Raw genomic sequence first — 23,583 nt, forward strand, 5'->3', positions numbered from 1 at the left:
AAAGCCTCCGGGAAATAACAGAGGCTTTGATTATAAATTAACCCTATAGCGTTCCCATATTTAGTTAGTTTACTTAGTATAAATGGCCAGCTTTGTGTTTTTGGCATCGAGCGGCGTCATCCACTTGATACTTTTCCTTTTAACGATGCCATTTATTTTATCTGCAATTACCAATTGTTTCTTGTTTATCAATATCGAGTCCTTATCGGAAGATATCGCGATCCATCCTGTTTCATTAACAATATAAGGTTTATCATCAACCTTAACCAACACATCCTGATTGCCAGCTTTTGCTGCAGATAGTTTATTATCAAACGTTCGGGCGATTTTTACCTGATCAAAATGTTCCAGCGTAATATGATAATCCAGATCGCCAATCACCTTGTTTACCAGTTTTGAAAAAGAGTTTGATCCTGATCCTTTGTCTAACCCAAAATACATCAACGCTTTTGTATCTCCCGGCAAATTGCCCCAATGCTCGCTTTGCATAATGTTATTATAGCCTTTTTTAATAATCTTTAATTTAAACCTCATTTCCCCATCGGCCATAAAACTAAGTGAGATCTTAAAATAGCCCCTTACATCCGTTTTGCCAAGCAGCGTTTCATCGGTCCAGTAAATACCAGCTGCTTCAATTGGTAATAAGGTTTTTGAATCAACAACGAGACCGGCGATGTTTATATTTCTTGTCATTCTGTTATGTGTGCTGGCCAATAGCAGGGCCGGGGTGAAAAACAGAAGTATCGCAACAAAAGACAACTTTGTTATTAAAAATTTATTCATGACAGTATTTAAGTTTAGGTGAAGATAGGAGTTTAACTAAAGAAAAAAAATACAACATAAAATATCTGCGCTGTTAATTATTATTCTTAATTTTATATTGTAAGCATCTGTAAAACAATCATGTAATACAACTACATGATATTCCTAACCATATCAATAACAGGGAAGCATGGCCAAAAAGAAAACAGCCGATAAAGACAGCATCTGGAAAAGCCTGCAATTAAAGCTTGGCGTAATTACTGTTATTTTAGGTTTACTAACTACCGGGTATAATCTGATTAAGAAAGATCCGCCACCGCCGGTTAACCCTGATCTGAAGGCCAGCCTAGAAATTTCCTATATCAGCATGATCAATGATATCTATGCCCTGGCAGGGGGGGATAGTGCTGTCCGGAAGAAGGACGCCTTTTATCTTGATTATCCCATACTCACTAATGAAATTTCAGATAAAAACCTTCAGAAAACCGACCAGCTTTTTAACGACACCACGGCTGTTGATTATGACCTGTTTATCACCTGCCTCATGATCCAGAATAAAGGCAAGGGCGATGCATCAGACATTGAGCTTGACGTGAGCAAGCTCAATATTAGCCAGCCGCTTACTGTAATTGAAGACCCTCAAAGCAAAAATGACTATGACAGCCAGATCAGGGCTAAGGGCACTGCTGTGAAACAAGTTATAAAACTACCTTCAAGGCTTTCAACCGGGCAGGGAATTTTAATCCCGTTATTTGTGACTTACGATAAACCAAACCCTGTTAATAAAAACAGGCAGTGGAAAATTGAATCAAAAACCATTTTTCTGCCGGATAATATCCGCTATACAGAACCGGCAGATACCGCCCGGAAATCATTAACAATACGAAAAATGCTGAGCCCGGTGAGACTGGCCGAAGGTGTACAGGGGCGCGGATAGTTCGACAATGATCAGATATTCATAAGAATGGAAAATAACGAAAACCCAATACCGGTCAAACAACCTAAAAACAGCCTCGCCCTTATCCTGATAGTGGCTGGCTGTATTTTGATCATTGGCAACCTGTATTTTTATATTGCCCGGCAAAAACGCTATACTATAAAAAGGCAACAATTGGACAGCCTTGCCAAACAGCTGGACACCGCTAACGCGAAATTTGAAATTGGTTATGGCGAAATGAGCATAGCCTCATACCATAAGATGAAAATAGCTGCCGGCCAAAAAGATCATAGCCCTTTGGTTTACCCGGTAATGAAGAACGAAATAGATGATCTCATTACTGCAGGAAGCTATCACCCCGACTATGGAATTTCTTCTACCTACCTGGAGGAGTTTACAACTTTATACAGGCAAAAAAAGCTGAAGCCAATGGGTACGGCAGTAGCCTGCTTAATTATTAAACAAGTTGGAAAAGGCAAAGCAGAATCTGTAAAGCTCGACATCAACCGTTTAAAGCTTGATGAAGTAAGTGAAATGTTTGACCCTACCGATATCAATAAATTTACAGACCCGGAACGTGCAGCTAAATCTTTCCATTCTAATTCACTGCAAATAGATCTGGGCTCGATGGATACCGGAGAGGCCTTACTGATGCCTCTTTACATCAGCAACGGTTTTTTAAGACTAACAGAAGGCGGTGACCCGCCGGGATGGTCTGTTACCGCCGGGCCAATACTTCTCCCGGTTAGTTTAAATTATATAAAAAAAGATAAGCGTATTCAAAAGATCCCGCTGCAGGAAGTACTTAACCGGCCCATAGAGATCCTGGATTAGGAATCAGTTAAGGTGCGATATAACTATCTGCCATGGCACTGTATGCCGGTTAAACAAATTTTATAAATAAACAGGCCGCTTTAATTGGAAGAAAAAAGCGGCCTGTTATTTTGTTACTACTCAAACTGGTTATTGACCGCTTGTAGCGCTCCAGCCATCACCCCAGCCGCTGCCGGCTGCTGCTTTGGTACCTTTTAAAAGTTTATCATATTTTACTGTCTGTTCTTTAGTTAAAACAGCTTTGATCTTTGAGATGGTAGCTTCCCGTAGTGGCTTAATATCAACCATCATTTTCGTATTATCACCTTTATCAGCGGCTTTGATCTTTTCAAACTTATCGGATGATTCCTGGTATATTACCGCAATTTTTTCGGTTTGTTTATCAGTGAGCTTTAATTGCTTTTGCAGGTCTTTTGATTTTTCAACAGGTTTGGCACCGGGCTTGGTTTGCGCGTTGCCTGCTGCAGCCAATCCAATGAACATGCAGCATAGTAATAAGAGTTTTCTCATGGTTAAGATTTATTTTAATTGTTGTTGATATAAATGTAACTATTTTGGTATAAAACCAGAGCTAATATTTTCTATTACAGAAACATAATTTAATTTGTTTTGACTGCCATTTGCATCGGCATACAACCAGGCATGTTTTTACTGCGGAAAATCAATTTTGTTAATTGGAGGGTTTTGTATTGTGCATTACCCTCGGTAATGTTTAAGAACTGGTTAGGGGCAACATTTTTAAAGTGCTGCACAGCGCCGCTTCCTGCCCACTTGATCTCAATTTCATCAATTATCCTGGCCTGGCCAACGCCTATCTCCTGCTGCAATGGCGATGACCCAAAGCTCCCGCCCGAGTTAACATCCTTATAAACAGAACGCTTAACACCATTTTCCATAAAAGTAAGTTTGATGTGGCTCCCGATGGCTGCATTATTGGCTTTTGTGCCGTTCAATTTCAGGCTAATCCAGTTATTATTACTTACACCGGGGTTCATGTATAATGAGCTGGTGTACGAGTCGCCGATGTAAGCCCCGCCCATTTGAGCAAAAATATCCTGGTGCCCGTTGTTCCGCAAATCGGCAAATGCAACGCCATGCCCTTTTTGCAAATTCCCCATACGCGACGATGAAGTAATATCGGCAAATCTTTTCCCGCCGATGTTCCTGAAAAACTTATTAGGTACCAGCGATTTAAAATCGGGGTTTCCTGTGCCAAAATACATGTCGGGATAACCATCGTTATCAATATCACCAAAGTTGGCGCCCATGCTGTAAACTACTTTATCGAGGCCGGCTTCTTTGGTTACATTGGTAAATGTCCCGTTATGATTGTTTTTGTATAGATAAATGTTGCCAGCTTCCGGTACAGCTTTGCCCAGGGCGGCGGCGGCACTGTAATAACCTAAAGTACGTTCAAAGTTATAGTTAGCGACCATTAAATCGGGCCAGCCATCGTTATTATAATCATAAAACCAGGTGGTAAAGGTGCGTTGTTTAATTTGATCGAGGCCCGATTGCGCGGTAACATCCTCAAAATCCACACCCACACTGGTTTTACCTTTATTTTTAAGCAGGTATTTATGCCCGTCCATAGTTGAAATAAATACATCCGTAAAACCGTCATTATCATAATCGGCAGATGTTACGCCTTTAACAAATGCCTTAATACCGCAATGGGCAGCAGTAGTTATATTAGTGAATGTACCGTTACGGTTATTCATGTACAGCTGACATGTTGATTCATCAGCGTAATACATTGACTCCGAATTTTCATTACCCACAAACACATCCAGCCAACCATCGTTGTTAAAATCGGCCCAGGTTGCAGTTTGCGTTGGGTGCAGCATAAATAAACCGCTTATGGCAGTTACATCGGTAAAAGTTCCGTCGCCGTTATTACGTAACAACGAACTGGGCTGGTTGCCGAAGCCCTTGGTGAGCCATGCGCCGCGCAAAACAAAAATGTCCAGCTTACCATCATTGTTATAATCCGTTTGTTGGATATTCAGTCCACCGGTAATGCCTGTTAAGCCTGCGGCCCCCGTACGGTCGCTAAATGTGCCGTCCTGGTTATTTTGAAAGTAATGCATGGGGTCGCTCAGGTCCCAGCCCGATGTCATGATATCGAGGTAGCCATCGTTATTAAAATCATCAACAATTACCCCTCCCGCACGACCGTTAATATTAACACCAAGGTTCGCTGCCACGTCAACAAATGGTTTAACCTGTGATACAGTATCCGGGTCGGCGTTAAGGCCTGGGATTAAGGCATTCTTGGGCACTTTTTGCGGATACTCGCCAAGTGTCATATAGGCAATATTGATCAGCCAGCGCGATTCATAATCATCCGGGTGAAGCTTCAGCAATGCTTTATACACTTCAATTGCTTTTCTTGAACCTGTTTGGATCTTGTGTACCCCATCATCTTTAATTGGGAAGATGCATGACGAGCCGGTATGGTTAAGCATGCAATTACTGCGCTCGCCCAAACGCATGTAAGCTATCGCCTGCTCAGGCAGCATTTCATCTGTCGACATAAAATCGATATTATCCATCAGGTTTTTATAGATATTTACTGATTGCTGTTCCTGCCCTGCCTTTAATAATAGTGAAGCTTTTGAAAACAATACTTCAGGACTTTTAGCAAGCCGGTTGGTTTTAAGCAGCGAATCGCAGTAGGCCAGCTTCATCTCGGGGTTAAAGGGGTTGGAAATGGTGTTATTCTTTTTACTGATCAGTTTTAGTACCTGCACCATGTCTTCGTTAGATGAACTTTGGCAGGATGCTATTATGGTGAAACCGCACAGCAGCATAAGGGCGGCTGTGATCTTTTTCTTTATCATAGGTATATTTATTTACCCGCACGGATAAAATGCCAAAGCATATCATCCGCGATAGTGTAGATGCGGAATTGAATTGTATAAATAAATTTGAAACAATAGAAACCTATAGAGGCCTAAACAAATGCCGGCCTGCAAATGGGTTACACGGAGAAAATCAGCAGGATACTTTGGGTGGTAGTTCAGGAATTTCCTGGTGGGAGCTAATTGAAAATGGCGCCGATTGTACAACGTTCTCCGGCAACGGTGTTATAGGGCAATTGAATTCAAATTGCACAAATGAAAGGCTAATGTTATCCTGCAAAACCATTTTGCCAAAGGGCACATGTTCTTTTTGCGGAACAGGGATATCCTTTATCCCTTTTGCATCAAGTATATTACTATCGGCAAAGCGGGTAGTTTCATAATTGGGGATACACATTAGGTGAAGGGCGTTTTTTGTTACCCGCATTTTTACGTAATTGTAAGTGGTCCTTCCAAATGTGATATGCCCGGATATATTTTCAAAAGAGCGCCAATCATGAATTGCAGGCAAATTAACGGGGATGGTTACCTCCGTCAGATCTGTTATATTATATAGCCCTTTTTGAACCTGCTCATTGAAAAATTTATTTGATTTGTAAACCAGATATTGGTGCAAGGCCAGTTGCCCGCCAATGTTCAGCAGGTAAATATTAAGCAATATTAAAGCGATGGTCTTTTTCAAAGGTTTACAATTATCTAAAGATGAGATTTATAAACGATATTTTCAAGACTTATTTATGCCCATTTAATTTATTATTAAAATCATATAATATCAATGTATAAATCGACTTACCCGGTCGGCGCTTCGCCGGACCAGCCGCTTTACCCTTCGCGTGAGAAGGAAAAAGAACCCCTCTTTGCGCTTGCGCAGAGAGGGTGACGAGCGTAGCAATCCCGGGGTGAGTTAAGACCCACCCTACTCTAATATTATTTAGGCCTTTTTCAGCAGAAAACGATTCTTTAACCGCTCTCTAACAGGTTCATCATAGAGCTTGAGGCAGGCATAGGCGATGGCGATACTCGCTACAAAAAGGCCCAAACCTACAAGCAGTCCTTCTGTCATAGGGATCTTATTATTTGTTACCCAGGCTGTATGAAAATAAATGAGAGGATAATGTGTGATATAAAGCGGGTACGACAGATCACCTATAAATTTGCAAACCCTTACTGAACTTTTACTCTTTAACGTTCCGCCGGCGCCGATAGCCACAATTAACGGGAAAACGATAATAATACAAAACGACTCATACAAACCATTCATCCATAAATGTTCGGGCCCTCCTATCCGCGTCACGCATAAAACGGCAATAATTAGAGCACTGCAAACCGTAAATGCGCCTTTAACATGAATGAGCTTACCCATACGGCACAGCAGCATACCTGCAAAAAAGGGATAAAGCAACCGCGTGAAGCCAATATAGAGTTGTGTTTTATTAACCGACCATCCGCCAATTACATCACCCTGCGGTCCCATTACCGTGTAATGGATCAGCAAACAGGCCGATGCAAATACCAATATGGCCAGCAGCGTTTTGGAGAACTTGCGGATCACCAGCGCGTAAAGAATATTAGCGATATATTCAAAAAACAGCGACCAGGCCGGGCCATCCAACGGGTGCATTTCCTGCCAGCCGCGGATATCCATAGAAGGCAGTATCGGTATCAGCGTACAACCAACCAGCATTACCAACAACATTTTCCAAACCGGCGTGTCATGAATAAGCGGAAACACTGCACCGCTTTGCGAGTAAAAAAACAAGGCGCCAATAATTGATCCGGCAATAACCATGGGCTGCAGGCGAATGAGACGGCGCTTATAAAAATCCCATTGGGTCATTTTGCCCCAGCGGTCGTCATAGGCGTAAGCGACTACAAAGCCCGAGAGCAGAAAAAAGAAATCGACCGCCAGGTATCCATGATTTATGATTTGCTTAAAGCGGTTACCATCAGCATAGGTTTCAAAAATATGGAATGCCACCACAAAAAGTGATGCCACACCGCGTAAGCCGTCAAGAATTTGGTAGTGCCCTTTTGTTTCAAGGTACGTAGTGCTTTTACTCATTTAGCAGGAAAAAACAAGTATGACAAATTGGTTAATTCGGGATTGATAGCATGCGCTGCAAACAGAACATAGCACCCTGGCTATAAATATGCTTTAATTTATTGGCAAGTCAAAACCGGAAGAATAAAGAGCATATTAACGTTACAATCGCGGCTTAGCAGCCAGTACTATCGGCGTCGTTTCCACAAGCTCAAGCGATTTAACCATATCTTTTGTCGTGCTTTTGTATTTTTTAAAATGAGGTGTTTGCAGGTGGGCCTGGTATGCGGCAGCATCAGCATAAATTTCAAAAACTGTTATGTGGGTAGGGTTATTCTTTTCGGATACAGCATATAAGGTTAAAACGCCGGGTTCAACGCGTACTGCAGTTTCGGCATGCTCTTTCAATGCAGCCATGTAATTGTTTAACTGGGCCGAATCTATCTGGAGTTTGGCTATGCGTACTACCTTGTTTTTATCCTGGGCAGCGGCGCTTTGAGGTGCAGATACTGATAACATAAAAATTAATAAAGCTGATAATAAACCGCTGCCCCAGGCTGTTAAGCGAGCGTATAGGATTTGTTTTGTTGATATTTTTGAAGTTAGATCTACAACTTTCATATTTGCGTTTTTTTATAAATAACTCAACCACCATTTTGCTTTGTTGGCCTGTTTATAAGCGTCGTAGCGTTTGCATAACGGATACAGTGCAACCACTATCCCTATCCAAACAAGGTAAGCAACAGGCAACGAAAAACCATAACCCTTCAAATCGGTAGTGAACCAGATGGGCTTTGTCAGGAACCATAATTTCCAGTCTTGGCCGGGCGTAAATAATGACGCGACAATCGCGATCAGGTGTATGATATAAATGTGGATAAGGTAATAAAACATAGGCACCCTACCATAAACGGAAACTACATTTACGACACTGCCCTTTGTTTTTTCGGTAAATGAAAGAAACAGAAATGCAGCTCCCAATGTCAATAACAGGTATAAAAGCGATGGCGGGTACTTACTCACCTTAATAAATGAAAGCAGGGTAAACAACGCATTTTTCTGCACGCTCCACTTCACTGGATCGCCATATAGGTTTGTGTAACGTAATACAATGAACAAAGCCAAACAACATGCGCCTGCTATTAATAAATTTCTTTGTCTTTTGCCAACATCATAACCTGCCGTATACCATCCGCCCAAACAGTAACCTAAAGACATAACTGCCATTAGCGGTACAATGGGATAACCTACCAACAAAACTTCTTTATGCCACATAAAAAACTGCTGTTCATGAAGCAGCGCCCAGCCAAAAGCCGGCAACGTGCTGCCCGGCACATGAACACCATCTAAAAGGTTATGCCCCGATATGATTACAACACTAATGCCCAGGATTAATTTTTTAGGCAAATGAATCAATGCCGCAAGTATGATCATGCTTAAGCCCAGCGCCCAAATGGTAATAAAGAAAAACATGGGGAACGTGATATTGAAGTTCCAGCCAAAATTAACCACGAACATTTCGAGGAAAATAAGCCATAATCCACGCTTCACCAGGAATACGGACAACTCCTTTTTAGATTTCTTTTGCCCGATGAGGTGGGCCGAGGTCCCGGCAAGCAACATAAATATCGGGGCGCAAAAATGGGTGATCCACCTGGTGAAAAACAATATCGCGCTTGTTTTTGTGAGGTCAAGCGGATCATAAAAAAATGATCCCGAGTATAAATAATCCCTCACATGATCGAGGGCCATAATGATCATGATAGCTCCGCGGAGAAAATCGATAGAAGTTATCCGATTTTTTAAAACTGTGCTCATTCAGGTCTTGGGGATAAAATTAAAGGTAGCACTTTTTTATAATTTGTTTTTTACAAAGATTTGTCAAATTCTCCGGCTGACAAAGTGATCTTGTCATCCTAAGCCTGTACACCGGCCGTGCGTAGGAACCCTTACCTTAAGAAGCCCAGGATTTCAACACTCAGCATGATACCATTATATCTGGCTATAGCATACCACTAATCAACTACCTAATAAGTTTTATCAGGTATTATGATTATCATATTGGCTAATTCATCATTTACCTGTACGACACATGCCATAACATTCCTTTTGACCTGTGAATATGCTGAGGTTATTTGTACCACACAAGTGCCGCAACTGCCCATTCCGCAACATAATCCAAATCCGGGGATTGCCAAATGATCTGCTATGAGCGACATCAAACTATGGTATTGCCCTTGAATGATTTGTAATCGGTGACTTTCGCCCAGATAATTAAGTGTTAGCGGTATTTTATTGCTTTCCATTATTTGCAGGTAGTAAACGCCGGTTTAGTAACTAATAAAAAAACTATCTTCTCCGCCCTATAACTACTGCAACAATGATCATAGCGGCAGCGGGAAATATCTTATTAGTTGTAACCGCATGTATTCGGCGATTCCCGGTGTACATTGTTAATAACAGCCCAATAATACATAGGTAAGCAGCTTATCCGAATAAATCTCATAACTATAGTTGTTAAGTTTGATAGTATCAATCCTCATACAAACGTTACCTGTTAACATTTAAAAATTTATTGAGCCGTTGAGTTGGTCGCCACTTTATGAAAATATTATCCTTACTTCACCACCTCACTTACCAAAATAACAGGACTGACATTAGTGTAATTTGCAAAATCCGCACGGATGGCGTCTCTTTTGGGCGCTATAGCGGCTTGATAGTCGCTTAGGCTTTTTACATAAAAAGTGCCAATAGCCATAAAAGGCAGCGGTTGGTTAGGGATACCGCTGGCAATCCCTTTTTCAATGGTGTATTTAACCAAATTTGATCCCAGGAACTGTGCTACCATTGGCATATGCTTTGTTTCGTAATATTCCATATTAAAGGTTTTACCTTCGGCATAAGGGTACATAATGGATATTTTGACTAAGCCTTTTTCAACAATTGCTTCGTTCTTCTTTTCCTGACTAAACGCAGTAAAGCAAGTGGCTAAAAGGATAAATGATAAAATTAGTCTTAATTTCATAACTGGTTTATTTAAATGATAAAGCATTCTATTTTAACAGATTACACAAATATTAAAATATTGCCATTATTCACAAAACATTATGCTGACTAATGTTTAAAGTCGCACGAACGGACATGCCACGAGATTACTTATAGGACAAAAACAAAAGCCTCAAATCTTTTGACTTGAGGCTTTTGACTTTTTTCTGGTAGCGGGAACAGGACTCGAACCTATGACCTTCGGGTTATGAGCCCGACGAGCTACCAACTGCTCCATCCCGCACTGTTTTGATAGTACAAATATACGATAAGTTATCACATCTGTTTGTCACAAATTGGCTCATGTGGCCAACAATTTCTTAAAACACTATCATCTAACCTTTTAATTTGGTTGATATAAGTCAATTTCGTTCTTACTATAAGTCAATGTGTGGCGTTTGGGTACTTTGCACCTTTGTGATACCCTGACCGATGAACGGACAGGATGATAAAATTTCAAAGAAATGAAAACAGCTAAAGAATTATTGCTCAACTATCTTGAGCGGATCAACAACCCAGATACAGCTATTGAACTTTTTGCCGACGACGCAGTGTTCGAGCTTCCCTACCTTGCAAGTTTAGGTTTACCCTGGCAATGGAAAGGCCGGGACGTAATATATAATTTCCTTAAAAACCTACCCAAAACATTCGGCAACTTTAAATTTCAAAACATCAGGATCCATATTGATACACCTGATCAGGCCTTTGGCGAATATGATGTGAACGCTATAGTCAATTCGACAGGTCGGGTTTATCCGCAAACCTATATGGGGCGCGTGGTTGCCGAAAATGGTAAGATCAAACTGATCCGCGAAGCGCTTGATATGGTTGTAGTGGCCAAAGGAATGTTTCCTGACGGGCTGGCACACTTAGCTTAAAGCTACTTACGAGCCTGGGCCCTTTTTTAAAAATTACAATTAACCATATCTTCCTTGGTTGTCCAAACCTGTTTTTCTTAGATTCATTGCCTCAAAAATGCTTCGATCAACGTAAAAAGGCCTTAACTAAAATTGTTGAGGCCTTTGCAATAATCAGATACGCTATCATCAATTAGCCACATCATTATTTTCAATCCCTGTTTTGTTTTTATTGATCCTGTCTTTTAAGCCTCCAAAATTGTAGTTCAGGCTGATGCTAAATGACCTGTAATAATTCGTGCTTTGGTAAGTTTGATTAAACTGCGGACCGAAAGTTTTGCTTACACTGTTGCGATATTTGGTAAACGGATTTTTGATACCGCCGGAGATGCTGAACTTGTTTTTCACGATATCCTTATTAAAGTTAAAGGCGCTGTAAAAAAAGCCGTTGGTGTACCCCTGTAAACCTGTAGGGTTGCGGCTATTTATACCCAAATCGGCATTCAGGGCCCAGCCATGGTTCAGGCGTACTACGTTTGATAGCGTGGCCCCATACATCAGCAGGTTATTGTTCACTACTTTTCCACCGGCCTGGCCTTGCAGCCACAAATACGTCATATTACCATTGAGGCTTACGTTGTAAATTTTAGTTACAGGATAACTAAGGTTAAAATTAACGCCCGCACTGCTGGCCTTGCCTGTATTAGCATAGGTAACTTGTGTAACCTGGGTGGTCCGGTCAAAATTAACAACCTGCAAATCGAGGTTGTTCATGAACGAATAGTCGAGCCCGATGTTTACTGATAATTTTTTATTGCCGCCATACCCAAGCTGGATATCGTTCAATAAAACAGGTCTCAGGTTTGGGTTACCGGTAATTTCATAATTGGGGTTTGAGCGGTCAACGTAAGGGTTAAGCCTATTGATGCCTGGTCTCCTGATCCTTTGCGAAAAACCGAAGTTGATACTGCTTTCGTCTTTAAATCTTTTACTTACCGAAACAGAAGGAACAATGTTAAAATAGTTTTGATCGGCCACAGATGCCGTACTCATGAAATCAGCCCGGATCACGGTTTCCTCAACCCGCACACCGGCATTGATGTTCCAGCTGTTTAAAGCCAATTGATAGGAGTTATAAGCGCTAAATACATTTTGGGTATTTGTAAACGCGTTTGACTGCGCTGCATCATGCTCATATACACCAGTTGTTTCATTTAATGAGCTATAGCTAAAATCGCTGCTGTTATTCCTGAATATAGCTTTAACACCGGCATCAATGGTCATTTTATTTACCGGGGTAACAAAATCAACCTGTACAGTGTGTTCTTTAAATTTTTGTTTATCGCTTTGTTGAAAATTGGGGCCCGGGAAATTTACCCGGTCAAAAAATTGAATGTCGCCATTTTTGTTATTTGTGTTGCCGCTGTACATGTATGAAAATGTAAGCAGCCTGTTTTTAACCCCTTTAAAACCTAATTCATAATTGATCCCGGCATCAATGCCGTGGCTGGCGGCTTTATTATTGTTTTGAAAACGGTATTGTTCAGGCTGACTATCGCCGGTTAGCAGGGACGACTGCCCGTTATGATCGATTGCACGGCTGCCATTATAATTGAACTGGGCGGTTAATAAATTCAGTGTATCTATCTGCAGGCTTAATTCGGTGCCGAAATAAGCGGTTTTATTATTTGAACGTTGATAACCGGTTTGCGCCAGCGTTGTACCGACAGTATCAACACGTTTGTTGGTATTATAGGTTTGCGGCGAATTGTTGATGCTGCCACCGCCAAAAGCAGAAACACCAAACTTGCCTTTTTTAGCCGTAACAGAACCTCCGATGCCGGGGCCACCTGTAGGCAAGCTTTCATTGATATTTACAGAACCATTGATACCATCGTTGATTTTTTTGCTGGTGATGATGTTAATGATGCCCGCCAAACCTTCGGCATCATATTTTGATGGCGGTGTGGTGATCACCTCAATCCGCTCAATGGTTGATGCCGGGATGCTTTTTAAAACGGCTTTAAGGTTGCTTTCCAAGCTGCCGGAGGGCTTACCGTTAATAAGCACTTTAAAGCTTGAATTTCCTTTGAGCAGTAAATTATCATCCCCATCTAATGACAGGTAAGGAATTTTCCTCATCATGCTTAGTACATTATTTCCCTTACTTTCAGGATCCGCCTTCAGGTCGTAAATTATTCTGTCGGCCTTTTGCCTGATGATCGGTCTTTCGGCGGTTATGGCAACCTCTTTCAGGTTAGTCATTACATCACTCAAATAAACCGGTTTTAGCACCAGTATTTGCTGCTGATGCGTAAGATCGAGGGGTATTGTTTTTGAACTGTAGCCAATAGCGTTAATAGACAGCGAATAGTTTGACGGTTGTACCGAAGCAAAACTGAAGGAGCCATCGTCTTTAGTAACAGCAACCATAATGGTTTCATTGGCAGCATTCTTTAGCCGTACGGTTATCAATGGCAAAGGCGCTTTGGTTACCGAATCAGCAATATCTCCTTTTACCTGCACTGGGGTTTGGCTATAGCTATTGAGGTTATAAATGATTAACACAGCTATCATCATGATGAACCGTATTGCTATTTGTTTAGTTTTCATATTTGTGAGGGTGTTAGATTTTGGTTGATTTTTTAGGCAAAAGGATTCCCGGAGAGAATTTCTCTCTGTAAAATTTGATGGTACAGGCGATTAAACCACCCGCTTAGTACAATAAATCAGGCTGATTATTTAATCCTTACGGCGGCGAAGCAGCAAGTAATAGATTAGAAAGCCGGCTGAGATAAAGATCATTTCAACTCCGTAAGGAACGGGCGAATCTTCGGCACTGTAGGGGATGAATTGCATTACTATAAAACCTATACCGGCGCAAAGGAGGATGAGCCCCCATTTTAAGGCTTCGTTGCCTGAGTTTAACTGGGCCAGAAATTTCACGCTGTTCTCATCCAGCGGCCCTGATTTAATAATGCGTTTTTTCAGCATGTAATTATAAAGGGCAAGTATGAATATAGCAATCAGTATAAAGAATATGATGATTACGATGAATGGCATTAACTGTTTCATGATCTTGTTTGTTTAAGTATTTGCTACAGTAGTCAACACATGCGGTACCGCGGTTGCAATTATTTAAAAATATTTTTTATTCTTTTTTGCAACCGCTAAACCTTATATATTGACTACTGTAATATGTTTAATGAACACGAGGTTGTATCCAGGATATTAAATAAAGATCTCCGGGCTTTTGAACTGCTGGTAAAGCAGTACGAAAAGCTGGTTTTCTTTGTGATAAACCGGTTGGTGCAAGACCAGCAAAACAAGGAGGATATATGCCAGGAAGTTTTCATTAAGATTCACCAAAATCTGCACCGGTTTGAGTTTCAATCGAAACTATCAACCTGGATAGCACGTATAGCCTATTTAACCGCTGTAAACTATTTAAAAAAGAACAAGAACAATTCCCCGGCCGAATATCCCGAAAATATTGATAATTATCATCTTACAGATGAAAACCCCGAACAGGAGCTGATAAAAAAAAATACCGCAGCTTATGTTAACCTGCTTATTGAGCAAATGCCGCATCAATATAAAACAGTGTTAACGCTGTACCACCTCAATGAGTTTTCATGTGCTGAGATCGAAGACATCACGGGCATCCCGGAAGGAACAGTGAAAAGCCATCTTTTCAGGGCGCGGAAATTATTGAAGGAGAAGATTGAAAAAGACCTTAAGAAAGAAAATATATGAAAGAGCTGGATGACGACGAATTACAGGAATTATTGAACAACGGTTTAGTTCCCGATAACAAAATACTTTCGGAAGAAGATAAGAACGACCTGCTCGCTTATCAAAACTTATTTACCGCACTGGGCACCGAGCCAAAAGAAGGCCTGCCTATGAGTTTTGCCGCTAACGTTAGGAGAAAGCTGCAGGAACAAATCAACCGTAAAAACGATCTGCGCTTTAACTTGTTGGCGCTTGGGATATTTGCATCGGGTTTGGCCTTGGCCTATGGATTGCTATCGATAATGAGCCCAGAAAGTGGTGATATGTTTTTAAATGCAATTATCAGCTTTAAATGGCTGTTATTAACACTGGTTGCAGGATTTGTGGGCTATCTTTTTATTGATCAGAGATTGGTAAACAGGAGTTATTAAGAACTGGGAAACGTAGAGATCATCATTGCGGATGGGGGTTAACAGGGTTAACACAAATTCAGAAACAAACTATCAAGTAACTGATAATCAATTAAATAAAACACAACAGGGGTTACACATCTCACAATGCGCAGAGCGGGCTTACATGTTTTGCAACCTGCAAACGGGAGACGCATGTGATGCGTCTCTACATTAAGATTAACGGGCTTCTTCTAACGTATCAGGAACAGCATCTTCGTCCTCTTCCTGTGGTTGAGGCTCTTCCTTAAACACACGGATGGTTTTAATATACCTGCGCTGGTAACGTTCGTTCATGGCGGTTTCAGTAACGCCATTTTCATCACCCGATGTAGAATGGATAAACACCAATGGTTCACCAGGTTGTGATATCACAATACCAATATGCCCTGCACTGTGGTAATTGTGACTGCGGGTTCCGGTAAACAAAATCAGATCGCCAAATTTGGCGTCTTTAATATCAATCCCCTTAACCGGCGCAAAATCCGATGAACTGCGGGGAATAGAGATGCCGAAATGAGTAAAAACATAATTAACAAAACCCGAGCAATCAAAACCTTTTTCCGGGTTGCTTGAACCATACCGATACCTGATGCCTTTCAGGGTTTGGGCAAATTCAACCAACTCGTCGGGTGTGGTTTCGCCAGTTTCATAATTGGCCACAACTTCGGCATAATGATGCCTCAACCTTGCATGGCTATGCAATTTTACCGTTTTATTTGCTTTATGTTTTTTTGATGCGTGAAATACGGCAGGCTTTGCCGGCTTCATAAGTGATAAACAAGCTACAAGGAGGAGTTTGGAACCAATTACAACATGCATGTTGTAATGATAGGTAAAAATTCCCACGGATAGTAATCAAAATGTAAAAAAGATGGCAGGGGCTAATACTATTATTTCATTTACTTCATCAAAACGTAAAATGGGTGTTAAAATAACAGCCATTTGAAAATTACGGCCGCCCCGTGGTAAAACATATTCGTTAAATAAGGCACCTATACTGGTAAGTAACCAGTCTGATCCTGAAAATTACCTGAAACCTGTAGTCGGGAGGCCTCAAATCTTTCGATTCAAGGCTTTCATTCTTCGTAGCGGGAGCAGGACTTGAACCTACGACCTTCGGGTTATCTCTTTATAGTTAATGCTCGTTTAATTCGAATCCAAGCAATGAATCGGCAATAATCCCTTTTGATTTTAATAAGAGAATTCCGCTTTCAATATCCGTCTTTGTAAATTTTGAAGCCTTTTCTTCTGACCACATTAAAAATTCCATTTGAAAATTTTCTATTTTCACTGCTTTTTTTTCAGTTAAAATAAATAAGATTGTCGATATAAGTTCTAACTCTTTGTCGGATTCGATATAATTAGATAAAGATAGAGATTGCAAAATTGGCTCTTCAAATCGTTCAAGTTTGCCGATTAAAGAATTACTAACCAAGGTGTTTTCTGCCGCTTGTAGGGCTTGTTCCGTTGTAAAATTAAAATACTGTTGATATTCTTTAATATCTCTGCTTAATATATCAATAGAGTGAGTATAAGGCCCATAGTTGTAAGCATTAAATTTAAAATATTGTTCTCCGCTAAATATATTGATAAAAAAGGCGGCCTTTTGAAGTCTTGTCTTATTAAATTTTCTTAAGCCCAGTTTTAGATGCATCAAAATTACATGAGACGCGTTCAGTTTAGGAATCTTTTTTGAGTTCGTAATTGAACTGATATTATTAGATGGTTCGTACAACGTGAAATCGAAATAACTCTCAAATGGCTTTACCGCTTCAGTAATAAGAGCCTTTACTTTAGTCCATTCTAACCCTCCATTACCGCAGCCCAAGGGAGGAAATGCTATCGATCTAACGTTTAGTTTTGGCAACATCGTAACTAACGTTTCAAGACCTTTTGATATGTAGGAATATTCGGATTTTTTCCGCCATTCTGCCTTAGTCGGGAAATTAATAATCAATTTTTCATTTTCAGTAAATGTCAAAATAGAGCCTATTTTAAATTTCCCAGACTTGCAGGCTTCCTCGTACCGTCTATTATTATTAGGATATTTAATCTTAAACTGATAAGCTATACCCTTGCCCATATAGCCTTCACAATTAACAGTGTTAACTATTGCGTCCGAGCTTGATTCAAGTATATTTCCTATTGTGTAATTTATCATTTTACAAAAAGTGCCGCATTAACGTTAACAAAAAACGCACTCTCTCCCAAAATTGAATCTCTCAACTTTTCGACTTTCTTATTAACTTCAATATTGGGAGTATATATGCAAAAAAAATCGGCGGGGTTTATGGTAATCGGAGATAAACATTCCGCCATACAAATTTCTCTACAAACATGACTACTATAGTCCCTTAAGTTCATTACATCCCAATTAATTGAATTAAAACCCTCCTCATACGGCAATGTTGTACAATTGGTTAAAGAAAGAGGGTGTTGTGTTAATATCCTAAATCCATTTCTATAAGCAAAAGTTCTTTTTATCGTTATAAACACAAAAGCCTTGCCAGTATGAGTGTTCTGAACGGCACCGTCAAATGGTGTTCCCCCAAAAAAATGAAAAGGTACAAGGCCATTTAGATCCATTGCTTCCCGATGATCGATAATTTTTTGTTCAGCAACATCATCGAAACTATTCAAATCATTCCTTGCAATCAAGCCATTTCGAAATATGCTTTCAATATTCTTGAAAGAGGTTAAATGGTATAATAACTTCCCTTCTTGCGGCGGCGTGGCCATAGACTTAGGTTCTTTTGGTAAAACTAATCTATGATTTTTTTTATAAAAAAAGCCTCAAATTTTTCAACTTGAGGCTTTTCATTTTCTTCGTAGCGGGAGCAGGACTCGAACCTACGACCTTCGGGTTATGAGCCCGACGAGCTACCAACTGCTCCATCCCGCACTGTATTTGTGCTATATATTTGAGATCCGGCCATAACCCCGGAAAGGTGCTTCCAATTATCAAAATGCAAATTTGCACTCCGTTTTAATTGGACTGCAAAGATATAATTCGTTTCTTTGCAGTCCAAATATATTTTTAATTATTTTTTTATGGCTCATCAGGCAGGTTTTGTAAGTATAATAGGTAAACCCAACGCAGGGAAATCAACCCTTATGAACGCGCTAGTGGGCGAAAAAATGTCCATCATCACCCCTAAAGCGCAGACTACACGCCACCGCATTTTGGGTATTGTGAATGACGAAAACTACCAGATCGTGTTTTCGGACACCCCTGGTGTTATCAAACCGCACTACGCCCTGCACGAAAGCATGATGCACCAGGTTGACGGCTCTATTGTTGATGCCGACCTTATTTTGCTGGTTACCGACATTTATGAGGAATATGATGAAGCAGACGTTCTTAAAAAATTGGAGCGTTCATCAGCGCCTCTTGCCGTACTCATCAACAAAATTGACCAAAGCGATGAAGAAACCGTAAAAAAGAAAGTTGAATTTTGGCAGGAAAAATTAAACCCTAAAGCCATCTTCGCCATATCGGCACTGCATGGCCACAACATCAAGGCCATTATGGATTTCGTGATCGAAAACCTGCCGGAGCATGCCGCTTATTACGAAAAAGATGCGTTAACTGACCGTAACGACCGCTTCTTCGCTTCAGAAATGATCCGCGAACAGGTGTTTAAGCAATACAAGAAAGAAATTCCGTACAGCACCGAGGTTATTGTAACCGCCTTTATTGAGGGCGAAAAGCTTTACCGCATCAGCGCCGAGATTATTGTGGAACGCGAATCGCAAAAGAACATCATCATAGGCAAGGGCGGCGAAATGTTAAAAATTACCGGCACCTATGCCCGCCGCGCCATGGAAGACTTTTTTCAGCAAAAGGTTTTCTTGGAAATGTTTGTAAAAGTGATCCCTGACTGGCGTACCAAAAAGAATTACCTCAAACAATTCGGGTACGAATAGAAAGAACAGAACCAAGACTTTTAGAATCAGATGCAGGATAATCCAACATCTTGACCTTTAATTAATAAAAATTAAAAATTTCGTAGAAGCAGTTGTTAAGTTAGATAGATTTGTATTCCTGAATCTTGATTTCTTGCATCCTGACTCTTAATAAAAAAGCATGAGTAACATAGTAGCCATTGTGGGCAGGCCCAACGTAGGCAAATCAACATTATATAACCGTTTAACCGAAAGTCGCAAGGCCATTGTTGATGACTTTAGCGGTGTCACGCGCGACAGGCATTACGGCGTTGCCGAGTGGCTTAACCACAATTTTACCGTTATTGATACAGGCGGCTATGTAGCTAATTCCGACGATGTTTTTGAAACCGCCATTCGCGAGCAGGTTGATATTGCCATTGAGGAAGCTTCAGTGATCCTTTTTGTTGTTGATGTTACAACCGGTATCACCGATCTGGACGATGAGATTGCCAACCGCCTGCGCAAAAGCAATAAACCTGTTTTTGTGGTAGTAAACAAGCTGGACAATAACAACCAGGTTGCCGATGCTATGGTGTTTTACAGCTTCGGCCTTGGCGAAATCTACAGCATTTCATCAATGACCGGCTCAGGTACCGGCGAATTGCTCGACGAAGTGGTAAAACACTTTGAAGACGAAGTACTGGAAGAAAACACCCGCCCTAAATATGCTATTGTCGGTCGCCCCAACGTGGGTAAATCATCTATCATTAACGCACTTATCGGTAAAGACCGTAACATAGTTACCCCTATTGCCGGTACCACCCGCGACTCTATCCATATCCATTATAACCAGTATGGTCATGATTTTATGCTGATAGATACAGCCGGGATGCGTAAAAAAACCAAGGTTAAGGAAAACATTGAGTTTTACTCGGTAATGCGCACCATCAAAGCTTTGGAAGAAGCCGATGTAATTATCCTGATGATTGATGCGGTTGAAGGCTTTGAATCGCAGGACATCAATATCTTTCACCTGGCCGAAAAGAACAAAAAAGGCGTAGTAATTGTGGTGAATAAATGGGATTTGATTGAGAAGAACAGCAAAACCATCAAGGTTTTTGAAGAGCAGATCCGCGATAAGATAGCCCCCTTTACCGATGTGCCTATTGTATTTACCTCAGTTACCGAAAAGCAAAGGGTATTAAAGGTGATTGATGTAGCCAACCAGGTTTACCAAAACCGCGCACGTAAAATCCCGACTTCCAAACTGAACGAGGTGATGCTGCCTATCATCGAAAACTATCCTCCGCCATCAATAAAAGGTAAATACGTTAAAATAAAATACATTACCCAAATTGCCGGCACTTCGCCAATGTTTGCCTTTTTCTGCAATTTGCCGCAATACGTAAAGGAGCCTTATTATAGGTTTATCGAAAATAAGCTCCGCGAAAATTTTGATTTTTCGGGCGCCCCGGTGCAGGTATGGTTCAGGCAGAAGTAAGAACCTTGATTTTTAGGATTTGAGGATTACCTTGAATTTGATCTATCAAATCCAGACTTACAAAGTTTCACCACCGCGTCATTGCGAGGCACGAAGCAATCTCCTATTTGAAGGTACGCCCTGCTTAGTCCGCGATTGCTTCGTTCCTCGCAATGACGTTTTTTACCCCCTCGTTGTTACGTTTCCATCTCCCGCTCCGTAATACCACTAAACCTCAATACTTTACACTTCATGAAAAAGTTTTACTGTTTAGTACTAATAGTACTGGCTGCTTTTACGGCATGCAAAAAAGGTGAGCTATCAGCTGCCGGCGGAGAAGATAATGGCTGCATCAATCGCGTTAAACGTGATTACAGCGACAGCAATAAAGTTGAACTGGCAGCGGCTATTACGCTCCTGCAAAAAAATAATATCCCGGTTAACGGCCTGGTGATATATAGAGTTATTTTAAACGATAGCATAAGCAATAATGGCCCGCTTAATATCTACCAGCATGTTATAGCTTATGAAGAAAGCAAAGGTTTGCCCATCTTTAATTCGGGAATAGGCTATCATTTCAGGAACGAAGTTTTCGCAACTACCATTGGTCGGCGCTATGGCACACTTAGCCTGAATACTACGGCAACGGCTCCGCTGCCCCAAATACGTAAAATTTTTATTGATGCTTTTAAAAAAGATGGCTATACCATTGATAACCGCGTTAATGAATCATCATGCCTTAATGCGGAGTTCGGGTATTACAACCTAACGCCGGATACGCCTGACCAGCCTCATTTTGCCAAAGTTTGGAAGGTTACTTTTATGAATTACGATTATCCGGTGGCCTACATTCAGGATGATAACCGAAAACTATTATCCTATTTCAACGGATTATTAACACTGAACAAAACCAATAAAAAATAAAATACCGGCGCAATTGGCATTTCTTTAGCCAGCCGGCCATTCTACTTTGTCAGTTTAAAAACACAAAATGCAACATGGTTGCATTTTGTGTTTTTGTCATTTACCTTTATCCATAATTAACCGCAATATCATATGAAGGATTTTGATGTGATCATTATCGGCGGCAGCAGCGCCGGTTTATCTGCAGGCATGGCTTTGGGCCGTGCCATGCGTAAAGTATTAATTATTGATAGTGGCTTGCCCTGCAACCGCCAAACGCCACACTCACACAATTTTTTTACTCGCGATGGTCAAACTCCACACGAGATTTTGACTATTGCCCGCGAACAAACTTTAAAATACCCAACTATCACGCTGCTCCATAGTGAGGCCACTCAATGTACACCAATAACTAAGGGCTTTGAGGTTAGTACAATATCCGGTGAAACATTCAGCGCAAAGAAAATTATCCTTGCTGCCGGTATTAAAGACCAAATGCCCGATATTCCCGGCTTCGCCGAATGCTGGGGAATATCGATTATTCATTGCCCCTATTGCCATGGTTATGAATACGGTTATCAGCCTACAGGCATATTTGCTAACGGCGAAATGGCTTTTGAGCTGACCAAACTTATTTCAAACTGGACAAAAGATCTCATTCTGTTCACTAACGGAAAATCAACTTTGACAGGAGATCAGCAATCCATTATCAGTCATAATAATATACAAATTATTGAGGGGGAAATAGCAGCGTTTGATCATCATGACGGCCAGATAACTACCATCCATTTGCAAAACGGCTCCGAAATAAAACTTAAGGCATTATATGCGAGGCTCCCATTTGTGCAACACAGTGATATTGCATTACAATTAGGCTGCTCATTTACCGATCAGGGCCATATCCAGGTTGATGCACAGCAAAAAACAACGGTACCCGGCGTTTATGCCGCCGGTGACAGTGCTTCAGGCATTCGCTCCATAGCCAACGCGGTTAACAGCGGCGGCATGGCAGGCGTTATGGCAAATTTGGAATTGATTAATGAGGTTTTCTGGTGGGAAAAGAATAAAATTAAAAGCGATTGTCATTCCCATGAATAAGCAAAGCGCTGTATATTGGTCGCAACAAAAAATTTCCAGCACCAGTTTCAGGGCACTTCAACCCAATAAATACTTATTCGTAAACTCTCGCGGCAGTGAGGATGTCGGCAAAAACGCCCCAATTTACATTTTCGGGAACTGGGAGGTTGTTATTCAGATAATAGCCTTCCATGTCATCGGTCCAACTTTGGATTCCCTCAAGGTAATCTAACAAAGACTTGTTTTCCCATTTATCAGGGTTATCTTTCAAGTCATTGATCAATGAAGACATGAATTGTACAAAATCATCTTTCAAGTTTAAATTTTTCATAAATCAAGCCTTGAAGATAGTTGGTTTCTTTGCAAGGTATGGACGATTTCTTTTTATCCTCACCCTACTTATTCCCTACCCTATTGAAATGTTTTTTATTTGAGCTTAAATCATCTACTGCTCCAACCCTTTTTTAAAGGTTACATCACCCGTGTTGATCACTTTAAAGTAGGCGTTATCACCCCATTTAAAGCGGGCCGCCTGGGCTTTCAGGATTGTTTTTATCGGCTCCCTGGAGATCTGTACTTCGTGCGAATCCATTTCTTTAATGGTTTGCGAGGCATACAGTATAAATTTATCGACCTCGTCATTATTAACAGCATATTGAGTTAAAAACTCAGCTTCAGTCGGGTATTTTTTAAGCAATTGCTGCTGGC

At 40.9% G+C, this 23,583-nt stretch carries 24 protein-coding genes and 2 tRNA genes; 9 read left to right on the forward strand and 17 right to left on the reverse strand.

The features are described 5' to 3' along the window. Positions 1-69: 69 nt before the first annotated feature. Positions 70-693, reverse strand: coding sequence for a hypothetical protein (locus ACP26M_RS20630; RefSeq protein WP_426582871.1), 624 nt, complete (start codon positions 691-693; stop codon positions 70-72). Positions 694-952: 259 nt separating this feature from the next. Here ACP26M_RS20630 and ACP26M_RS20635 point away from each other — a divergent pair, with 259 nt between their 5' ends. Then, positions 953-1,699, forward strand: a complete 747-nt coding sequence (locus tag ACP26M_RS20635; RefSeq protein WP_426582873.1) for a hypothetical protein — start codon at positions 953-955, stop codon at positions 1,697-1,699. Positions 1,700-1,726: 27 nt separating this feature from the next. Beyond that, on the forward strand, positions 1,727-2,533 hold the full coding sequence (locus ACP26M_RS20640; protein WP_426582875.1) for a hypothetical protein: 807 nt from the start codon (positions 1,727-1,729) through the stop codon (positions 2,531-2,533). 129 nt (positions 2,534-2,662) lie between these two features. Here the strand turns inward: ACP26M_RS20640 and ACP26M_RS20645 are convergent, their stop codons facing one another. The 8 genes from ACP26M_RS20645 to ACP26M_RS20680 all read right to left on the reverse strand — a co-directional run bounded on the left by ACP26M_RS20645 (position 2,663) and on the right by ACP26M_RS20680 (position 10,727). Then, on the reverse strand, positions 2,663-3,043 hold the full coding sequence (locus ACP26M_RS20645) for a hypothetical protein (protein WP_426582876.1): 381 nt from the start codon (positions 3,041-3,043) through the stop codon (positions 2,663-2,665). Positions 3,044-3,132: 89 nt separating this feature from the next. Next, a complete protein-coding gene (locus ACP26M_RS20650) occupies positions 3,133-5,376 on the reverse strand; it encodes an FG-GAP-like repeat-containing protein (RefSeq protein ID WP_426582878.1) in 2,244 nt (747 codons plus the stop codon). Positions 5,377-5,530: 154 nt separating this feature from the next. Beyond that, on the reverse strand, positions 5,531-6,079 hold the full coding sequence (locus ACP26M_RS20655; RefSeq protein WP_426582880.1) for a hypothetical protein: 549 nt from the start codon (positions 6,077-6,079) through the stop codon (positions 5,531-5,533). Positions 6,080-6,328: 249 nt separating this feature from the next. After that, positions 6,329-7,459, reverse strand: a complete 1,131-nt coding sequence (locus tag ACP26M_RS20660; RefSeq protein WP_426582882.1) for an acyltransferase family protein — start codon at positions 7,457-7,459, stop codon at positions 6,329-6,331. A 141-nt stretch (positions 7,460-7,600) separates the two neighbouring features. Next, positions 7,601-8,059, reverse strand: a complete 459-nt coding sequence (locus ACP26M_RS20665; RefSeq protein WP_426582884.1) for a putative quinol monooxygenase — start codon at positions 8,057-8,059, stop codon at positions 7,601-7,603. Between the two features lie 12 nt (positions 8,060-8,071). Next, the gene (locus ACP26M_RS20670) at positions 8,072-9,256 is read right to left on the reverse strand and encodes a DUF1624 domain-containing protein (protein ID WP_426582886.1); all 1,185 of its coding nucleotides are present in this window, start codon (positions 9,254-9,256) and stop codon (positions 8,072-8,074) included. Between the two features lie 799 nt (positions 9,257-10,055). Continuing rightward, positions 10,056-10,463: an EthD family reductase gene (locus ACP26M_RS20675; RefSeq protein ID WP_426582888.1), complete on the reverse strand. Its 408-nt coding sequence runs from the start codon at positions 10,461-10,463 to the stop codon at positions 10,056-10,058. Between the two features lie 188 nt (positions 10,464-10,651). Next, a tRNA-Met gene (locus ACP26M_RS20680) sits at positions 10,652-10,727 on the reverse strand. A gap of 220 nt (positions 10,728-10,947) precedes the next feature. Here ACP26M_RS20680 and ACP26M_RS20685 point away from each other — a divergent pair. Beyond that, positions 10,948-11,361, forward strand: a complete 414-nt coding sequence (locus ACP26M_RS20685) for a nuclear transport factor 2 family protein (RefSeq protein WP_426582890.1) — start codon at positions 10,948-10,950, stop codon at positions 11,359-11,361. Between the two features lie 168 nt (positions 11,362-11,529). Here the strand turns inward: ACP26M_RS20685 and ACP26M_RS20690 are convergent, their stop codons facing one another. Both ACP26M_RS20690 and ACP26M_RS20695 read right to left on the reverse strand, forming a co-directional pair. Further along, entirely contained in the window at positions 11,530-13,953 is a 2,424-nt protein-coding gene (locus ACP26M_RS20690; protein WP_426582892.1) for a TonB-dependent receptor domain-containing protein, read from the reverse strand. A 129-nt stretch (positions 13,954-14,082) separates the two neighbouring features. Then, complete coding sequence (locus tag ACP26M_RS20695; RefSeq protein WP_176626601.1) at positions 14,083-14,415, reverse strand: DUF6249 domain-containing protein; 333 nt, start codon at positions 14,413-14,415, stop codon at positions 14,083-14,085. Between the two features lie 123 nt (positions 14,416-14,538). On the opposite strand from ACP26M_RS20695, the gene ACP26M_RS20700 reads away from it, so the two are divergent. Continuing rightward, a complete protein-coding gene (locus ACP26M_RS20700; RefSeq protein ID WP_426582894.1) occupies positions 14,539-15,096 on the forward strand; it encodes an RNA polymerase sigma factor in 558 nt (185 codons plus the stop codon). Then, positions 15,093-15,506, forward strand: a complete 414-nt coding sequence (locus tag ACP26M_RS20705) for a hypothetical protein (protein WP_426582896.1) — start codon at positions 15,093-15,095, stop codon at positions 15,504-15,506. The genes ACP26M_RS20700 and ACP26M_RS20705 overlap by 4 nt, the downstream gene beginning before the upstream one ends. 198 nt (positions 15,507-15,704) lie before the next feature. On the opposite strand, the gene ACP26M_RS20710 is transcribed toward ACP26M_RS20705, so the two are convergent. The 4 genes from ACP26M_RS20710 to ACP26M_RS20725 form a co-directional block, all read right to left on the reverse strand. Then, complete coding sequence (locus ACP26M_RS20710) at positions 15,705-16,295, reverse strand: C40 family peptidase (RefSeq protein WP_426582898.1); 591 nt, start codon at positions 16,293-16,295, stop codon at positions 15,705-15,707. A 367-nt stretch (positions 16,296-16,662) separates the two neighbouring features. Next, entirely contained in the window at positions 16,663-17,688 is a 1,026-nt protein-coding gene (gene darG / locus ACP26M_RS20715) for a type II toxin-antitoxin system antitoxin DNA ADP-ribosyl glycohydrolase DarG (protein ID WP_426582900.1), read from the reverse strand. Continuing rightward, positions 17,685-18,266: a DarT ssDNA thymidine ADP-ribosyltransferase family protein gene (locus ACP26M_RS20720; protein WP_176626595.1), complete on the reverse strand. Its 582-nt coding sequence runs from the start codon at positions 18,264-18,266 to the stop codon at positions 17,685-17,687. The genes darG and ACP26M_RS20720 overlap by 4 nt, the downstream gene beginning before the upstream one ends. 90 nt (positions 18,267-18,356) lie before the next feature. Continuing rightward, positions 18,357-18,429, reverse strand: a tRNA-Met gene (locus ACP26M_RS20725). Positions 18,430-18,578: 149 nt separating this feature from the next. Here ACP26M_RS20725 and era point away from each other — a divergent pair. The 4 genes from era to ACP26M_RS20745 all read left to right on the forward strand — a co-directional run bounded on the left by era (position 18,579) and on the right by ACP26M_RS20745 (position 22,896). Next, positions 18,579-19,454 (forward strand): GTPase Era, encoded by an 876-nt coding sequence (gene era / locus ACP26M_RS20730; protein ID WP_090533711.1) that lies wholly within the window; start codon positions 18,579-18,581, stop codon positions 19,452-19,454. A 160-nt stretch (positions 19,455-19,614) separates the two neighbouring features. Further along, positions 19,615-20,916, forward strand: coding sequence for a ribosome biogenesis GTPase Der (der, locus tag ACP26M_RS20735; protein ID WP_091173447.1), 1,302 nt, complete (start codon positions 19,615-19,617; stop codon positions 20,914-20,916). Between the two features lie 231 nt (positions 20,917-21,147). After that, positions 21,148-21,819, forward strand: coding sequence for a hypothetical protein (locus ACP26M_RS20740; protein ID WP_188834106.1), 672 nt, complete (start codon positions 21,148-21,150; stop codon positions 21,817-21,819). Between the two features lie 132 nt (positions 21,820-21,951). Continuing rightward, a complete protein-coding gene (locus ACP26M_RS20745) occupies positions 21,952-22,896 on the forward strand; it encodes an NAD(P)/FAD-dependent oxidoreductase (protein WP_188834107.1) in 945 nt (314 codons plus the stop codon). A gap of 73 nt (positions 22,897-22,969) precedes the next feature. Here the strand turns inward: ACP26M_RS20745 and ACP26M_RS20750 are convergent, their stop codons facing one another. Both ACP26M_RS20750 and ACP26M_RS20755 read right to left on the reverse strand, forming a co-directional pair. Then, on the reverse strand, positions 22,970-23,206 hold the full coding sequence (locus ACP26M_RS20750) for a DUF7660 family protein (protein WP_426582904.1): 237 nt from the start codon (positions 23,204-23,206) through the stop codon (positions 22,970-22,972). Positions 23,207-23,320: 114 nt separating this feature from the next. Further along, the gene (locus ACP26M_RS20755) at positions 23,321-23,572 is read right to left on the reverse strand and encodes a hypothetical protein (protein ID WP_426582906.1); all 252 of its coding nucleotides are present in this window, start codon (positions 23,570-23,572) and stop codon (positions 23,321-23,323) included. Positions 23,573-23,583 lie beyond the last annotated feature (11 nt).

Source organism: Mucilaginibacter sp. R-33, from assembly GCF_049949235.1.
Taxonomy (GTDB): domain Bacteria; phylum Bacteroidota; class Bacteroidia; order Sphingobacteriales; family Sphingobacteriaceae; genus Mucilaginibacter.

Excerpts from the sequence above, each read along its gene's own strand:
- ACP26M_RS20630 (WP_426582871.1), bottom strand. The coding sequence starts at position 693 with ATGACAAGAAATATAAACATCGCCGGTCTCGTTGTTGATTCAAAAACC.
- ACP26M_RS20635 (WP_426582873.1), top strand. The coding sequence starts at position 953 with ATGGCCAAAAAGAAAACAGCCGATAAAGACAGCATCTGGAAAAGCCTG.
- ACP26M_RS20640 (WP_426582875.1), top strand. The coding sequence starts at position 1,727 with ATGGAAAATAACGAAAACCCAATACCGGTCAAACAACCTAAAAACAGC.
- ACP26M_RS20645 (WP_426582876.1), bottom strand. The coding sequence starts at position 3,043 with ATGAGAAAACTCTTATTACTATGCTGCATGTTCATTGGATTGGCTGCA.
- ACP26M_RS20650 (WP_426582878.1), bottom strand. The coding sequence starts at position 5,376 with ATGATAAAGAAAAAGATCACAGCCGCCCTTATGCTGCTGTGCGGTTTC.
- ACP26M_RS20660 (WP_426582882.1), bottom strand. The coding sequence starts at position 7,459 with ATGAGTAAAAGCACTACGTACCTTGAAACAAAAGGGCACTACCAAATT.
- ACP26M_RS20665 (WP_426582884.1), bottom strand. The coding sequence starts at position 8,059 with ATGAAAGTTGTAGATCTAACTTCAAAAATATCAACAAAACAAATCCTA.
- ACP26M_RS20670 (WP_426582886.1), bottom strand. The coding sequence starts at position 9,256 with ATGAGCACAGTTTTAAAAAATCGGATAACTTCTATCGATTTTCTCCGC.
- ACP26M_RS20675 (WP_426582888.1), bottom strand. The coding sequence starts at position 10,463 with ATGAAATTAAGACTAATTTTATCATTTATCCTTTTAGCCACTTGCTTT.
- ACP26M_RS20685 (WP_426582890.1), top strand. The coding sequence starts at position 10,948 with ATGAAAACAGCTAAAGAATTATTGCTCAACTATCTTGAGCGGATCAAC.
- ACP26M_RS20690 (WP_426582892.1), bottom strand. The coding sequence starts at position 13,953 with ATGAAAACTAAACAAATAGCAATACGGTTCATCATGATGATAGCTGTG.
- ACP26M_RS20695 (WP_176626601.1), bottom strand. The coding sequence starts at position 14,415 with ATGAAACAGTTAATGCCATTCATCGTAATCATCATATTCTTTATACTG.
- ACP26M_RS20700 (WP_426582894.1), top strand. The coding sequence starts at position 14,539 with ATGTTTAATGAACACGAGGTTGTATCCAGGATATTAAATAAAGATCTC.
- ACP26M_RS20705 (WP_426582896.1), top strand. The coding sequence starts at position 15,093 with ATGAAAGAGCTGGATGACGACGAATTACAGGAATTATTGAACAACGGT.
- ACP26M_RS20710 (WP_426582898.1), bottom strand. The coding sequence starts at position 16,295 with ATGAAGCCGGCAAAGCCTGCCGTATTTCACGCATCAAAAAAACATAAA.
- darG (WP_426582900.1), bottom strand. The coding sequence starts at position 17,688 with ATGATAAATTACACAATAGGAAATATACTTGAATCAAGCTCGGACGCA.
- ACP26M_RS20720 (WP_176626595.1), bottom strand. The coding sequence starts at position 18,266 with ATGGCCACGCCGCCGCAAGAAGGGAAGTTATTATACCATTTAACCTCT.
- era (WP_090533711.1), top strand. The coding sequence starts at position 18,579 with ATGGCTCATCAGGCAGGTTTTGTAAGTATAATAGGTAAACCCAACGCA.
- der (WP_091173447.1), top strand. The coding sequence starts at position 19,615 with ATGAGTAACATAGTAGCCATTGTGGGCAGGCCCAACGTAGGCAAATCA.
- ACP26M_RS20740 (WP_188834106.1), top strand. The coding sequence starts at position 21,148 with ATGAAAAAGTTTTACTGTTTAGTACTAATAGTACTGGCTGCTTTTACG.
- ACP26M_RS20745 (WP_188834107.1), top strand. The coding sequence starts at position 21,952 with ATGAAGGATTTTGATGTGATCATTATCGGCGGCAGCAGCGCCGGTTTA.
- ACP26M_RS20750 (WP_426582904.1), bottom strand. The coding sequence starts at position 23,206 with ATGAAAAATTTAAACTTGAAAGATGATTTTGTACAATTCATGTCTTCA.